At 56.2% G+C, this 15653-nt stretch carries 10 protein-coding genes; 3 read left to right on the forward strand and 7 right to left on the reverse strand.

Features of this window, described 5'->3' with window-relative positions:
• Nucleotides 1-115 precede the first annotated feature (115 nt).
• Nucleotides 116-2002 carry a DUF262 domain-containing protein gene (locus tag AC3B5Q_RS05785; RefSeq protein ID WP_488392894.1) on the reverse strand — a complete coding sequence of 629 codons (1887 nt, stop codon included), beginning with the start codon at nt 2000-2002 and terminating at the stop codon, nt 116-118.
• Nucleotides 2003-2261: 259 nt separating this feature from the next.
• Between AC3B5Q_RS05785 and AC3B5Q_RS05790 the strand changes: the two genes are divergently transcribed.
• The 3 genes from AC3B5Q_RS05790 to AC3B5Q_RS05800 all read left to right on the forward strand — a co-directional run bounded on the left by AC3B5Q_RS05790 (nt 2262) and on the right by AC3B5Q_RS05800 (nt 6591).
• A complete protein-coding gene (locus AC3B5Q_RS05790) occupies nt 2262-2498 on the forward strand; it encodes a hypothetical protein (RefSeq protein ID WP_488392895.1) in 237 nt (78 codons plus the stop codon).
• Between the two features lie 168 nt (nt 2499-2666).
• The gene (locus tag AC3B5Q_RS05795; protein ID WP_004576825.1) at nt 2667-3479 is read left to right on the forward strand and encodes a Hachiman antiphage defense system protein HamA; all 813 of its coding nucleotides are present in this window, start codon (nt 2667-2669) and stop codon (nt 3477-3479) included.
• On the forward strand, nt 3445-6591 hold the full coding sequence (locus tag AC3B5Q_RS05800) for a DEAD/DEAH box helicase (protein ID WP_488392896.1): 3147 nt from the start codon (nt 3445-3447) through the stop codon (nt 6589-6591). Before AC3B5Q_RS05795 ends, AC3B5Q_RS05800 begins: the two co-directional genes overlap by 35 nt.
• Nucleotides 6592-6738: 147 nt before the next feature.
• Here AC3B5Q_RS05800 and AC3B5Q_RS05805 read toward each other — a convergent pair whose 3' ends face one another.
• The 6 genes from AC3B5Q_RS05805 to AC3B5Q_RS05830 all read right to left on the reverse strand — a co-directional run bounded on the left by AC3B5Q_RS05805 (nt 6739) and on the right by AC3B5Q_RS05830 (nt 15547).
• Entirely contained in the window at nt 6739-7449 is a 711-nt protein-coding gene (locus tag AC3B5Q_RS05805) for a YgjP family zinc-dependent metalloprotease (protein WP_488392897.1), read from the reverse strand.
• A 13-nt stretch (nt 7450-7462) separates the two neighbouring features.
• Nucleotides 7463-10747: a type I restriction endonuclease subunit R gene (locus tag AC3B5Q_RS05810; protein ID WP_488392898.1), complete on the reverse strand. Its 3285-nt coding sequence runs from the start codon at nt 10745-10747 to the stop codon at nt 7463-7465.
• A gap of 45 nt (nt 10748-10792) precedes the next feature.
• Nucleotides 10793-11146, reverse strand: a complete 354-nt coding sequence (locus AC3B5Q_RS05815; protein ID WP_004576829.1) for an OST-HTH/LOTUS domain-containing protein — start codon at nt 11144-11146, stop codon at nt 10793-10795.
• Between the two features lie 10 nt (nt 11147-11156).
• Nucleotides 11157-12419: a restriction endonuclease subunit S gene (locus tag AC3B5Q_RS05820; protein ID WP_488392899.1), complete on the reverse strand. Its 1263-nt coding sequence runs from the start codon at nt 12417-12419 to the stop codon at nt 11157-11159.
• Entirely contained in the window at nt 12416-14089 is a 1674-nt protein-coding gene (locus AC3B5Q_RS05825) for a type I restriction-modification system subunit M (protein ID WP_232435458.1), read from the reverse strand. The genes AC3B5Q_RS05820 and AC3B5Q_RS05825 overlap by 4 nt, the downstream gene beginning before the upstream one ends.
• Nucleotides 14090-14296: 207 nt before the next feature.
• Nucleotides 14297-15547 (reverse strand): ribonucleotide-diphosphate reductase subunit beta, encoded by a 1251-nt coding sequence (locus tag AC3B5Q_RS05830; protein ID WP_003254823.1) that lies wholly within the window; start codon nt 15545-15547, stop codon nt 14297-14299.
• Between the last annotated feature and the right edge of the window lie 106 nt (nt 15548-15653).

Genomic DNA, 15653 nt, shown 5'->3' on the forward strand with positions numbered 1-15653 from the left:
TCGGCCTGTATCGCGGGGCGATCCCCGGAGGGATCGCCCCCGCGTAAGCAGAGCCGCTACTACCAGATCGGCATTCGGCAGCAAATTAGTGTTGCTGCTTCTGAGTGGTAGGTGATCATTCGTGTTTGGGCCAGATCGTCAGTGCTATGTTGGCGAGGGTATGGGCTCGGGCTGAAATCGCGGCTTCATCCCACGCAGAGGTAGCAATCAGTGGGACATTGAGACGCAGGCTGGTGTTAGCAATCAGCTTGTCGCGTTTCGCCGCGAAATCGCAGTGTTGCGCCGCCCTATTGACGCTGAGGTTCAGCAGCGTCAAGTTGCCTAGCGTTGGGATGCTCTCATGCCGCTCACGAATCAGGAGCTGCCAGGGCGTCAATGTGCCGCCAGAGCGCACAATCACTTCGATATCCGACTCGTCGCTGTCGGCTGCCACGCTGCCATCTTTCAGCGGCCAGTGGGCGTGCCAACTGCGCGGCAAAATATGGTCGATATCAAGCGCTGATAGGTTTGGCAGTTCGGGCTCTTCGCTTTTAACGGATAGTCGTAAACCGCCCTCCAGCTCCGTTAGCAGCGAACGGGTTTTCGCGGTATCCAGCCGGCCTGGGTACAACGGTGCGCTGACGCAGGCGTTACGGAATTCGGCATCGTCGGGCCAACGGGAAGCATCTCCGTTGAGTGTACTCAGATAGTCGCCGAGGACCCCGCTGGAGATCCCTGATTTCGTCAGGTGACGTAGCGCACTGAGGAAGATGTTGTTGTAGTTTTTGGGCGTCAGTCCACAGACAGCGCGGCGTACCACGTAGGACACCAGGCAGTTGAACATGCAGGCTTTGTCCGCCTCAGGCACTTGCGCAGTCGAAATCAGCAGGGCCAGCGGGTGGAGCGTCGTGACATCATACGCCGCAATACGACGCCCAAGACGAGCAATGAGGGAGGAGCCGGAGGTGCTGATCAGTTCGCGGTAATGTTCCGCGTATTGGGTAAGGGTCACCAACTGACGGTCTGCGGTTTTGGCTGGAGCCTCGGCTGCGTAGCGCCGGTATTCGTTGTACAAGCGTGACAGATCAATCTCACTGCCCATCTCTGCTTGCAGTGTGGCGTGGATCAACCACTCCAAGCGGGGCTTGTTCAGGCGGCCACGACGCTGCTTGGTAGACCAGTAGTCTTCTTCGAACGGTAGCCACTGCTTGTCGTAAAGCGCTTGGGCATCGACTTTATCTTGGTCGGCACGCATGAAAATGTAGTTGCGGATCAAGTCCGTGGCATGCAGCTCTGCGCCCCGTCCATTGAGCGTTTCAAAAATCACCTGGGCATCGTCCTCGGCTTCCAGCGAAATGCTGACCAGCTTGAGGTCTTGCAACACCGCCATGATGAGGCTTTCTGCATAGGCAGCGGCCAATTCGTTTCCTGAGCGAATCCAGCGTATGAACTCATGGGTAAAGAACCAGATCGCGGCCAGTGCAGGTGGGTGATCATGGTGTTTGCGCAGGCTGCCGTGCTGCGTGAAATGGGCCGGGTATTCGCTCCGGAAATCGTCCAGACGCTGGATGCCGAGGCTTTTGATGAAATGGGGGCGGTCGCGGAAGGTCGGCCACAGCTTATAGCGCTCCATTTTGGGGTCGCGCATGGTTTCTTCGTTGTTGTTTTGCATGCAGCCGATCACGCTGGGCTCAAAGGTCTGAATGCCGGTTGCACGTAACGCGAGCAGGAGCGACGCCAGCACGTACTGAAGCGTGGTCAACCGTTGCTGGCCATCAATGATGTGCAGGGTGTCGACGCCCATCAGCCCGTCTTTGGCTTGGGGTTCGAGGACCACCGCCCCCAGGAAGTGCGGTGTGATGCTCAGGCCGGATACCCGTGCCTGAGCTTTTTCCTGGATGTCCTGCCACAAGGCATTCCATTGATTGCGCAGCGTCCACACATAGGCGCGCTGGTAGAACGGTACACAGTACTGGCGGCGGTCTTGGAAAAGCTGGCGCACGGTGAGTGTTTCGGATTTCATGGCGTCCCCTTGATGGTCTGCGCATTCTGGCCTGTGCGCACCACGGCGTCACTAGGGCGGGGCGACCGTCGCGTGCTGCGTGTAATTTGACCTTATGGTCAATCAGCCCCCACATTTGGCTCGCACCTGGCGGCAGTCCCGCTTGGACCTGGCGATCATGCCCCCGGTCGGTGGTCGACCGGAAGGGGACCAACTGGTTGCGGCACGCGGCAACCACTAGCCTGAGTGTTTAGGGCAAGAGCTGCCGGGGCTGGATAAGATGAAAAAAGCGGTGGAGCAGGACACGCTGGTAGCGCTGATCGAGAGCGGGGCGGCGCGGGAGTTTCGCGCCAGCCGTGGACCGGGTGGCGAGGGCTGGAGTTTGAGTACGCGGCTGGGCCGGTTCTGGTTGCCGGTGCGCTCGCGCCGCGAGCCAGTCAGGACCTGGGCGAGCCTGACCGCGCTGGGGCGGTTTTGCGAGGCAGTTGGGGTCCGAAGTTTGAGCGTCGAGTTCTAGCGTCGGTTGGGTTCGGCAAACACCCCCGAGCAATACAGGCTGTACGCGGATACGCCAAGCATGTGCATGATTTACCGTCGTCCCGTTTCCACTCTGTCCCTATGGAATGTGATGTAATGGCGCCACTATGAGTTCATATCCATAAAAGTTTGGCTCCGGAGGGACGATGTGAAGCCAAGCCATATCGATTGGTTAAGTGACACTGGTGAACGGAAAACCACAACGTGCGGCCGCAATATCGAAATCTGGGCCTTGGATCCAGAAGATGACGCTGCGGTATTGTCGGCATGGGCCAAATACTTCCGTCAGCACTACATCACCGATGCGGACCTGCCGCTGATGGTCGATGGTACTGGGCTAAACAAAGCTGACTATCTGCGTACCATACTGCTGCCCGATGCCAAGACGACCCCAGGACCTAGCTTGCGCTCTGGGGACTTCGGCGAAATTCTCGTCGCTGATTACATTGAGTTCGTCCTAGGGTACTGGTGCCCACGTGAACTTCGCTATCAGGATCGTTGGAATCGAAACGACTCTACCAAGGGCTGCGACGTCATTGGCTTCAGAGTTGCTATAGACGGTCAGGCCAGCCCCATGGATGAGCTTTTTATATTCGAATCAAAGTCCGGTATGACGAAAACGGACGCGCATCGACTCCAAGATGCCATCGACGACAGTATCAAGGACAAGTTACGGGAAGGCATGAGCCTCAACGCGATCAAACGACGATTTATTGATCGCGGAGCACTGGCAGAAGCAGATCGGGTGAAGCGCTTTCAGAACCAAGCGGATCGCCCCTTTCGACGCATAAATGGGGCGGCAGCGATCCTAGATGACGACGTGTTCGCTCAAACCGATCTGACGGCTGCCGACGCTTCGGCACATCCTAACGCCGGCAATCTTCGACTGATTGTTATTCGAGGACCATCGCTTATGAAACTCGTACATGCGCTATACGAAAAGGCAGCAGATGAAGCCTGAAGCGAGCGCGCTCAACATCCTATCCACGACCCGCGCCAGGGCGAAACTGCACGAGTTTCGCGTTGCGCCTGAGGACTTCAACGCGCTCCCACGGGACCCTGCCATCCTCTTTGCGCTTGCGATCGGGATTCTTGGCGACGTGGCTGCCACCATTGCAGACGGCATTGGGGCTGAAGTGGGTGCTGAATTAGGCGAGCTACAGGTTCCTGTGGGGTGGAATGAGGGAGACGCGGACCCACAAGCTGCTCTCGGCTTCTCGTCGGTCTTTTTCGATGCCTTTCTTAATGCACAACTCGATACCGAACTGACATCCGAGTTCTCATTACTTTGTGCGGCGGCTTATTACGTTGCTGGCAATGTCGGTAGTGCCACCGTGATTGTTCGGCGAATGGAGCCTCCCGACACTGAGATCGCTGGCGGGCTGGGTTACCTCGCCTATTCGATCCTGAGAAACGACTTCGTTGCAATTGAGGTGCCCCACACCCATCGTGCAGTTACGTCGCGCCTTCTCGAAGCTCTCGGTCGCTACTTTCGATTTGAGGGTGATATAGGGGCAGTCGTCGAAGCTTGCAATGAGATGCGTGGCTACTTCTATAGTGCGGGCTCACCTCGTGAACTGCTCTATGCGGACATCGTCGTAGCAGTCTGCACGCTAAAGTTGCGTAACGCGGCACGGACGAAATTACCCCTCGCTTCCGGCCTTGAGTCAGAGCTATGGCGCCCGGCGCTCAGCAAGCCCCATTTCCCGATTGAGCTTTGGCCCGCACAGCAAAGGATTGCTGATGCCGGTGTATTGTCTGGGCGGTCAGTCGTCATCCAGATGCCGACCAGCGCGGGCAAGACGCGTGCTACGGAACTGATCATTCGGTCAGCCTTTCTGTCGAGGCGCGCCAACCTCGCAATCATAGTCGCGCCGTATCGGTCGCTGTGCCACGATATTCGGAGCGATCTCGTAGCCGCCTTTTCTGGTGAGAATATCCGGCTCGACGAGGTCTCGGATTCCTACCAGTTTGATCTAGCGCTCGAAGCTCTGATTGCTGACGATTCTCTTCTAATCGTGACGCCGGAGAAGCTGTTGTACATGCTACGACGCGCGCCCGATCTCGCGGAAAGGATCGGTCTTGTCATTTATGACGAAGGCCACCAGTTCGATAGCATCACCCGCGGACCTACTTACGAACTGCTGCTGACGTCTCTGCGTATGGCATTGCCGGTTGCGGCGCAGATTGTTCTTATCTCGGCGGTGATCGGGAATGCTGCTGACGTGGCCGCTTGGCTGATTGGGGATGCACAGGCAGTTATTGGGGGAGATGGTCTCCTGCCAACTACCAAGAGCATCGCGTTCGCGAGCTGGCAAGATCAACGTGGTCGCTTAGAGTATGTGAAACCGCAGGATCCCGCAGAACGTGAGTTCTTCGTGCCGCGAGTAATCGCCGACACCGTTTTACCCTTGCGCGGACGTGAAAGCGCCGTGCGGCGGTTCCCTGAAAAAAATGGCGGTGACGTCGGGCTCTTCCTCGGTTTGCACGTCGTTCGCAATGGCAGCGTCGCTATCTTCTGCGGCCGCAAGGATAGCGTGACAAAGATCTGCTCGCGGGCGGTTGAGATTCTTGAGCGTGGATTGGATGTTGAATGGCCGATCGCATCATCGGACGCAATGGAAGTCCACAAAATCCGTGCACTTTGTGAGCTTGAACTGGGGGCGGGAGCTTCGGCGACCCAAGCTGCGGCACTTGGGATCTTCGCGCATCACGCCGATACTCCGCATGGCATCCGCTTGGCGATCGAACATGCCATGAAAGAGGGGCTTGCGAGATTTGTCGTTTGCACCTCAACGCTGGCGCAAGGAGTGAATTTTCCACTCAAGTATCTAATCGTAACCTCAACTCGACAGGGCGGGGAGCCAATCCTTGTTCGTGACTTTCACAACCTGATGGGGAGGGCGGGCCGGGCAGGTATGCACACCGAAGGTAGTGTAATTTTCTCGACACCGACAATCTACGATCAGCGAAAGCAGTTTAGAGGGCGTTGGACTTGGGATCGCGCAGTTGAGCTGCTGGACGCAAAAAATTCCGAGCCGACGCGGAGTTCTATCCTGGCGTTGTTTGATCCGTACGAGCAGCGCACTCCAACCATTGTTCAGGAGATTCCTCTTGCTTGGCTGGATCTCGCTTTCGCTGACGCCACCAAATTCGACGAGATTGTTGCATTTGCACGAGCTGTGCAACCCGCTATCAACGAACGCGAATTCCGACGATTCATAGAGGGACGGGCACGTGCGGTGCAGCATATTGCTTCGTTTCTAATCGCGAACATGAGCTTTGCCGACGGCGAAGATGCGGTTATGCGTATAGGTGAACTCGTGGCCAACACTCTCGCTTATCATCTTGCAGATGAAGAGATACGGCCTCGCTTGATTGCGCTGTTCCGCTCCATTGGTCAATCCATCGCCGTGAATACCGATGACGGTATGCGAGCGCTTATTCGGCGGTCCCCATTACCACCAGCGGCAGTGGTCGAACTTCAAGCTTGGGTGGACGCAAATATCGAAGTGCTTCGGGACGCTGCTACCGAGGACCGCCTTTTCGATGAAGTCGCGCCAATTGCCTTAAGGTTCGCGACATCTCGCGCGATCCACACTATCAGCGTTCAGGATGTCATCCCTCGGACGTTGCGTGAATGGGTTTCGGGCCGATCTTATGCGACGATTTTCGAGACGCTTCATAAAGCTGGTGCGCGCGCGGGGCGAGATCGTGTCACAGTCGAGGACGCCGTTTCACTTTGCGAGAGCGGTTTTGGATACGACGTGGCAATGGTCGTAGCATCACTTGCCGATCTTACCGAGGGGCTTGATGAGGGGCTGCATTCTGCTGCCACACTTCTGCAAAAGCAGATCAAATACGGCTTGTCGGAAAAGTCAGCAATTGCCTTCCATGAGGCTGGCTTTGCCGATCGTTATGTGGCGTCAGGGCTTGGTTTGCGGTGGGGGCAGGCTATCGATCGTGCTGGGGTGCGTGCGGCTTGTCAGCAGGAGGATTTAATGCGGGCTGCTCTTGCTCACGTACCATCTTATTTCATAGCTGTCGCTGCTGAACATGGAGGATGGGTCTAGAGTGCCTTTCACTGCCGGGTACTTGATCCGCCATAGACTTGGAGACGGTGAGATTTCTATTCCACTGCATTTCTCTAGCCAAAGCTATTTCAGAGGCCAACACGCTTATTTTCCACTGAGCAAAAAAACTACAATGTCCGCTGAGCATCAGACGGCATCACCAAAGGCAGCTTGTTCCAGCACCTGATGCTGCCGCTGCCAACCCGGCATGTGACTAGCCACCAGCGCCCAGAAGGCCTTGGTATGGTTCTTTTCCACCGTATGGCACAGCTCATGGAGGATGACGTAGTCCTGCACACTGGCTGGCAGCTCCATCACCCGAGGATGAAACTCTAGGATGTGGTTTGCATCGCAACTCGCCCAACGGCTTTGGAAGTGACGAATACGGATACCGGCAGCCAGTAAGCCGGTTTCGCGCTGCCAGTGGCGCACACGTAGCGGTAGTTTCTCGTGAGCCCGCTCTCGATAGAACCGCTCCAGCAAGGGCATCAGCACTTCGGGATGAATACTCAAACCATCAGGGTTATCAACGATAAAACGCGATGCAGTGAAAGCTAACCGTGGCTTGAGCGCGTCTGGCACATGACGAACTTCAGTGTAATAGGTGCGCCCTGCATAGCGTAAGCGGCTACCCGTCACGATAGACTCACTAGCCAGAGGCTGATTCACCTGTGCCAATTTTTCCCGAATCCAACGTGCACGGCGCAGCAGCAAAGCCTCTTGCTCAGGTTCATCCACCTGCGGCCCTCGCAATAAAACGGGCCGCCCCCGTTCTACCGTCACGTAGTGGCGCTTGAGTTTGCTATCGAGCTGGAAGTACCACTCGATAGCCGTTTGGCCGTAATTCAATACTGGCATGGGGGACGCCGCGTCAATTTTTCAGCAGGATATCGAAGATTCGCTTGGCGTGATCACGCGCCACTGAACGCTCCCATCCCGCCAGAGGCATCAATACTCTACGCAGGTGGTCTCTAAAGTCAGGGTGCGTATCCGGCATTTTCTTCCAGTTTTCAGTAGCCAGCGCACGGTTTAGCATTTCGTCTTCGAACATCTTGGCCGTAGCCACTCTTGCCGTGTTCTCAGCCAGTAACGTACCAAGGTAGTGGTACACCGCTGAGTGCGCAGGCTTATTAAACCCGGTGTTGTCCTTGTCCTGAATCCGCTGGTTAAACAGCTCCAGTTGCTCCAGGAACTTGGCCTGGGTAATGCGACCGGCCTTTTCCTCTTCCAGAAGCTTTTCCAGCTCCTCGGCTATCTTTTCGAAGAATGCTGGATCCTTGTCCTTGCCGGTGACGATGGTCTGCTTCAGCTGATTTTTCATCACCAGGGCGCGACTACCAGGGCTCGCCAGCTTCTTTAACCGCTCCATATCGCGGGCATCCAGAATCGACACCTCGTGGCTCAGCAGGCTCTTGGCCGGACTGGCAGCGATGTACTCATCCAGCAGCTGTTGCAGAAGCGCGGACTCCAGTTTGGTGATGCGTTCCTTGTAGGTACTGCCCGGAAGCTTGTCTCGCAGCATCAGGCGAATCTCACCTAGCAGGGTGAAATAGGGCTTGAAAGGCACTCCACGGACATCCGGTAGGATGATGTCCACAGAGCGGTTGAACTGTTTCACCAGATCGAGGAATTCTTCGACCATGTCCAACCGAGTGGCGGGGTCAAGGAAACGCTCGGCGTCGTCTTTGTAGGTCTCGCGCTGCACCACCGGGTCATGCTTTTTCGGCAGCAGCTTGAGAATGCGGTCGAGCGTTGCTTGTAGTTTGGGCAGTTCGGTTTCAACCCCTTCCCAGACATGTGAAGGCTTCACGTCGCCGCCATAAATCTTCAGTGCATGGTCAAGGTGCTCAACCACTCCATGGTAATCCACGATGTAACCGGCATTCTTGCCTGGGAGAGTACGGTTCACCCGTGCGATAGCCTGCAACAGGGTGTGCTCCTTAAGTGGCTTGTCGAGGTACATGGTGCCGACAATCGGAGCATCCCACCCGGTCAGCAGCATGTCGGAAACGATGATCAGCCCGACGTTGTTCGCCTGCGGCTTGCCATCAAGCCCTTTACATTCCTCACCGTAGGGCAGGGGAAACAGCTTGCTGACAAAATTTCCGATCTGCTCGGACGGCATGGCCACGGGGGGCTTTCCGGCTTTCACCTCGACCTTGACCCGCTCCTCGATGCTGCGAATCTTGGCAGTCTCGATCCCGCACTCTGCCGCCTCTTCCATGGCAGAGGCCCCCGTACGGGAAGAGGTGATGCTGGCCAGGGAAATAATTACCTTGCTGTCAACGGTTGGCAGTCCTTTTTGCCCCCGCTCGACCATGATTGCATCGATCAGATCCTTGTAGCGCACCGCCATATCACGGCCATCGCACACCAGCATGGCCTTCAAGCCCTTGGCTTTTACGTTACTGAGGAAGTGCTCGACCATATGCTCCGCGACCTGCTCCATGCGGTCACCGGCCTGGCGCCAGCGGCGCAGCAGTTCACGCTTTAACTCGTGCTGGCGAACCTCACTCTGGTCAGCAAACTGCTCTTTGAACGCGGCATCCAACTCAGCATTAGCCGACAGCGCAACCCAAGCATCCTGGTATTTGATCGGGAGGGTGGCGCCATCTGCCACCGCTTCATGCAGGCGGTATTCGTCGATGTACGCACCACCACCAAACTCGCCCAGCGTGTGTTTGTCCTCTTGCAGCAGCGGCGTACCGGTGAAGGCGATGAACTTGGCGTTGGGCAAGCTGGCACGCATAAAGGCAGCGAGGAAGTCGTACTGGCTGCGGTGAGCTTCGTCGACCAGCACATAGAAATTAGGCTTAGTACTCAGCACTCGGAAGTGCACTTTCTCCCGGCTGATCTCTTCCCACTGGGCTTTCACCGGCTCACCGTTCTCATCCACCTCCAAGTGGCGGATATTGCGCTCATGCGCGATATAAAAGTCCTTTTCCTCGCGAATACGCCGGTGGCGGGTCGCTTGCAGCTCATCATCTTCTTCGTCAGGAGTCTCAGCAGTCTGCTCACCGGGCTGGTCGTTCTCCTGAAACTTCTGCACCGTGCTGGTAAATACGCTGCCGTAGTCGTTGGATAACATCTTCACCAAGCCATCAACCGACACAGACTGAATGGCGTTGATGCCCACCGCATGGAAGGTATCGAAGATCTGCTTATCTAGGTCTTTGCGGTCTGTCAGTACCAGCACGGTAGGGTTGTTCAACCCCGTACTATCGGCACGCAGCATTCGCGCGAGCAGGGCCATTGTCAGGGATTTGCCGCTACCCTGGGTATGCCAGACAACACCGCCCATGGGCTTTGGCGCGCGCAGGCGATCCACCGTTTTGCACACAGCCCGCCATTGTTGATAGCGCGGAAGCTTCTTCACAGTCTTGCCGTCGCGGGTTTCGAACAGCACAAAATGAGTGATCAGTTGCAGGAAGCGACTCGGCTCGAACAGGGCCCACAGCAGGCTCTCCTGCTCACTCGGCGCATCGCCTAATAGGGCAGTAACAGCAGCAGTCTCCTGTCCCTGCAACCGATAGCGGGCGTAATACGCTGGCTTGGTTAGCATCGCGCCATACAGCCCTTCACGCCGATTCAGCCCAACACAGACCTGGTTGAATACAAACTGGGTTGGGAAGGTGCTTTGGTAGCCATCCAATTGGCCCAGGGCTTCATCCAAGCGGTGATGGCTGGCTTTGCATTCGATGATGGCAAGGGGCAAGCCATTCACAAACAGCAGCAGGTCAGGGCGGAAAACATCCCCATCCGCATTGCGCCCCACGTACTGATCGATTACATGGAAGTCGTTGTTGCTGGCATCGCTGGAGTCGAAGAAACGCACGCTGCACAGCTTACCTTCGACATCTTTCACCTGGATATCCGAACGGTGAACCACCTGCTCCCAGAACGCCTTGTTGGCGGGCAACAGCTCATCGTTGACTCGTTTACGTAGCTCGATTAGCGCGGCACTGATGCCACCAGGTGCGCTCGCCAGCCATGGGTTGAGGCTCAGCAGCCGAGACTGCAACACATCATCCAGTACCGGTGCCAGGTGGCGATGCTCAACCTGCACCTGGCTACCGGGCAGATGGGTATAACCCAGCGTGATCAACCAATTGATGGCCGGCAGCTCGACTCCAACCTTCTCCGGTGACTGGCTCATTGCTTACTCCTGCTCCCTGGAGGTTTCCCTCGGACGACTGCGATATCAAACTACCGTAACGCCATTATCGGCTTGGCTTTGCTTACGAATTTCAAACTGCTGCGACTCATGGATGATATGACACCAACTCCCACAGCCATAGCGCTTAGGGTGCGTCTTGGCAATCCAGTAAATGGCCTCGAAAAGAGGTGTCCACCCCGCCTGCGCCAGCTTGGATTCCGCTTCACGTAAGCAGGCCGTTATGCCGCTACTGGGCCAGTGTACGGTGCCGTCAACCCAGATGGCCTTGAGCAGCCACTCGTACTGCTGTAACTGCAACATGCAGCGTCTGAGCTTTCGCTGTACGGTGCGCTGATGGTCAGGTACAGGATCCGAGTGAGAGGGGATGATTTCGTCCATGAAAATGAACTCAGGCTGTACCGCTTGGGCTATCGAGCTTGGCCCGCCATTCGCCGGTTAGCAGCTTTTGCATCAGGCCGCGTTTGAGGGTTTGGTAGTGGGCCTTTTTCGTACTCAGTGTTTCAATTCGAGCATTAGCGGCAGACACAATTTTGGCAATACGTATCTGCTCATCCATAGTTGGCAAAAGCACAGGGAAGGCCTTTAACTGGGATGAATTGATGCTAGCTAGATTCGTCGTGCGCTTAGCACACGACAGAAAGTATTGGCGGCCGTAATCACTTGCCGCAAGCGCTGCGAGGTAATAGGGATTCAGCTTCGACGAATCTGGGCGCACCGCAAAAACATGGTTCTGATGAAGACACGGGGATATCTGACTTTCCCAAACATCCCCACGTCCTAACTTGTCGAAATTTCCACCTTCGGTCATCAGTACATCGCCAGACTGAAGCGCATACCGGTCAACCTGGTCTGCTTCCACCTCAATGGTTTTCACCTCAGCAAGATCGATATGCCCATCCTGCACATTGGCTACACGCAGATATGGCAATTCGACAGGGTCCTTCAACCCTTTCTTGCCCTTTGCAAGGCCAGTTCGAACCTCCGCGACATCTTGTAGCAACACTGTGGGCCAATCGGAAGCAGCTAGGCCACTCAAGCCTCGACTGAAAAGGGTTTGCATCAGTCCCTGCTTGAGGGTCTGGGTAGCTTCAATTTGACGGGAAATCACGTCTATCTTGTCATCCACCGCCGTGAGGATGGCAGCGATTTTTTGCTGCTCAGAGAGTGGCGGAATTGGAAGTTGAAGACGCGACAGCTGATCGTAGTAGATACGCACTCGAACACTGCCATCACCAGTAGTACCAACATAGCTTCGCCACAAACCTGAGTGCCGGACGTGGTCTAGATAATTCGGTAACAAGCGTTCTGGATCAGTCTGAAAAACAACATAGTCAGGGCTGACCATCACACTGTGGTCAGCAGTGTTCCGAGCGATAGACCCTATATTCAAACGCATCGGGTTATATGCAAATGCATTGGCTGAAACGACTTTACAGCGGTCAGTGGAATCACCTTTCACCCGCTCCCTCATCGGCACAAGACCCTGAGATTTCAACACCCCGCAAAGTAGTTTGTCGTCTAACTGACCGTTATTTCGGGATCTACACTCTCTGGTGATTTCGGCTAGCGAAACGACCTTCCAGCTGGGAGGAGAGTCATCCTTAGAAGCGGTAGCCTGCTGCTGATGGCCAGGCCGGGCTCCAGACGTCATACCACAACCTCCAACAGGCCCAGCTCGGTCAGATAACTATTGAGGCGTTCATCAATATGCACCTCTTCTTCGGCCAGTGCCGCCAGTTGCTCCAAGGTGGCCGCTACGTCCACGACTTCTTCAATTTCGCCATTGTCTATATAGCGGGCGATATTGAGATTACCTTCATTGCTACGAATCTCGTCCAGCGTCACCATTCGGCAGTAGTTCTCGACTTCAGCCTGCCGTTCGAATGCATCCTTGTGGGTACTGACAATGCGCGTGATGTCTTCAACACGTAGGCTGTTCTGCGCCTTGCCTTCGAGATAGTCGCGACTGGCATCAACGATAATGATCCTACCCCTGAGGGCAGCGGGTTTCTGCTTGTTGAGGATCAGTATGCAAGCAGGGATACCGGTGTTGTAGAACAGGGCCGAGGGCAGTCCGATAATCGCTTCTATCAAATCACCCGGCTGGCTACCATTCGCTGTATCGGTGCCGAATAGCAGCCCCTCGCGAATCTTGCCTTCCTCGCCGCCACGGAACAGTACACCGTGAGGCAGGATAACCCCCATGCGGCCATCAGCCTTGAGACTGGCCAGCATATGCTGGGCAAAGGCTAGGTCGGCATAGCTCCTTGGCGGGATACCATAGACCAGTCGACCGTAAGGGTCACTGACCTGCTTGTAGTTGGGTGCTTTGGCCTTCTTGCCATTCTCCTGCTCATTCTCGTTGCTTAACTCCAGCGGAGTCCACCAGGACTTGGCCGAGAATGGGGGGTTGGCAATAACCCGGTCGAATGTCTTCAGATAGTCGCCGTCCAGGTGCTTAGGCTCTACCAAGGTGTCGCCACGCTCGATGGAGGCATGCATGTTGTGGAGGTAAAGATTGAGCTTGGCGATAGCCCAGGTGCCCAGGTTCCTTTCCTGTCCGTACAGCAGCACATTGGGTTTCCCCATCAGGGTGCCATTGGGCAAACCAGATACATGGTGCGCGCTTTCCACCAGCATGCCGCCACTGCCGCAGGTGGGGTCATACACGCTGTGGCCGGGTTGCGGATCGATTAGCTCAACCACCAATTGCACCACGGCTTTGGGCGTATAGAACTCACCGCCTTTTTTACCGGCGTCGTCGGCAAACTGCTTGATCAGATATTCGTAGGCATCGCCCAGCATGTCGGCCTTGTACAGGTCGTCATTGCCCAGCTTGTACTGGTTAAAGTGACGTAGCAGACGCTGCAACGTGGAATCCGCCAACACCCGCTTGTCACCGTACTGCGTAGCAGTCAGCACGTGTTGCAGCTCAGGGTTGTTGGCCTCGATGGTCGCGAATGCCTTATCCAGCGCCTCGCCGATGTTCTCGGTGCGCGAGATCAGATCGAACCAGCGGGCACTGATCGGAAACTTGCCCCATTTGTCCTCGATCTCGTCCTGGGCATCGCCGTAGCTCAGGCTTTCGTGCTTCATCAGCTTAGCGATGCGCTCGTCGAACACGTCGTTGTAACGTTTTAGGAAGAGCAGGCCGAAAATGTAGTTCTTGAAGTCGGAGGAGTCGATGGAACCACGCAGGATGTTCGCGGATTCCCAGAGCCAGGACTCCAGCGTTTCGAGTGACAGCTTGTCAGCCATGGGTAAATCAATTCCTATAAAAATTACGACGCCCAGCACCTGGCAATTGCTGCCATGACGCATGGGCACACCAGAAAAGTGGGCCCGATTATACAAGTCAACGCTATCTGGAGCCCGAAAATTCGTCTCGTTCCATTCGCTCCCTATCAAATGAGCAGGGCCGTCTAGAGAACCAAAAAGGGCTGCCAAATGGCAGCCCTTTTTGGTGCATCCGTTTCACGCTTAGTGAGAAGGTTTCACGGATTAGAGATTTTGAGCGATGAGCCATCATCAATCCCAGCTCAACGCCCCGCCAGTCTGATACTCAATCACACGCGTCTCAAAGAAGTTCTTCTCTTTCTTCAAGTCCATGATCTCGCTCATCCATGGGAACGGGTTGGTAGTCCCTGGATACTCTTCTTTCAAACCAATCTGGGTCAGGCGACGGTTGGCAATGAACTTGAGGTAGTCCTCCATCATCGCCGCGTTCATGCCCAGCACGCCGCGTGGCATGGTGTCACGGGCGTATTCGATCTCCAGCTGGGTCCCTTGCAGGATCATCTGGGTCGCTTCTTCCTTCATCGCCGCATCCCACAGGTGCGGGTTTTCGATCTTGATCTGGTTGATCACGTCGATACCGAAGTTCAGGTGCATCGACTCGTCACGCAGGATGTACTGGAACTGCTCGGCGACGCCGGTCATCTTGTTGCGGCGGCCCATGGACAGGATCTGGGTGAAGCCGCAGTAGAAGAAGATGCCTTCCAGTACGCAGTAGTAGGCGATCAGGTTGCGCAGCAGCTCTTTGTCGGTTTCGACGGTGCCGGTGTTGAATTCCGGGTCGGAGATGGCGCGGGTGTACTTCAGGCCCCAGGCGGCTTTCTTGGCGACCGACGGGATCTCGTGGTACATGTTGAAGATCTCGCCTTCATCCATGCCCAGCGACTCGATGCAGTACTGGTAGGCGTGGGTGTGGATCGCTTCTTCGAAGGCCTGGCGCAGGATGTACTGGCGGCACTCCGGGTTGGTGATCAGGCGGTACACGGCCAGGGCCAGGTTGTTGGCAACCAGCGAGTCGGCGGTGGAGAAGAAGCCGAGGTTGCGCATGACGATGCGGCGTTCGTCTTCGGTCAGGCCGTCCTGGCTCTTCCACAGGGCGATGTCGGCGGTCATGTTGACCTCTTGCGGCATCCAGTGGTTGGCGCAGCCGTCCAGGTACTTCTGCCAGGCCCAGTCGTACTTGAACGGTACCAGCTGGTTGAGGTCGGCGCGGCAGTTGATCATGCGCTTTTCATCTACTGCAACGCGGGCCGAGGAGCCTTCCAGCTCGGCCAGGCCTTCGGCAACGTCGAGGGCGTCGAGGGCAGCCTTTGCACGTTTGACGGCTTCGGAGTCAGAAGCGGTGGCCGCACGGGCCTCCAGGGCGGCGGCACCACCGGCGCTGTCGAGCTTGTCGAGGGTGGCGGCGGCAGCGGCCTGCGCAGGGGTGTTGCCTTTGGCGGCTACTTCGCCGTCTTCTTTGTCGAATTCGTCCCAGCTCAGCATGGTTTGGCTCCTGCTTGAGGGTCGCCCAGAGGCAACCGGTTGGATTTAAAGAATGTGATGCCTGACGCAAGGCCGTAACGGCGAATGGACAGCTCGAGAGGCTGAC

The sequence above is a fragment of the Pseudomonas sp. D5(2026) genome (assembly GCF_057766845.1).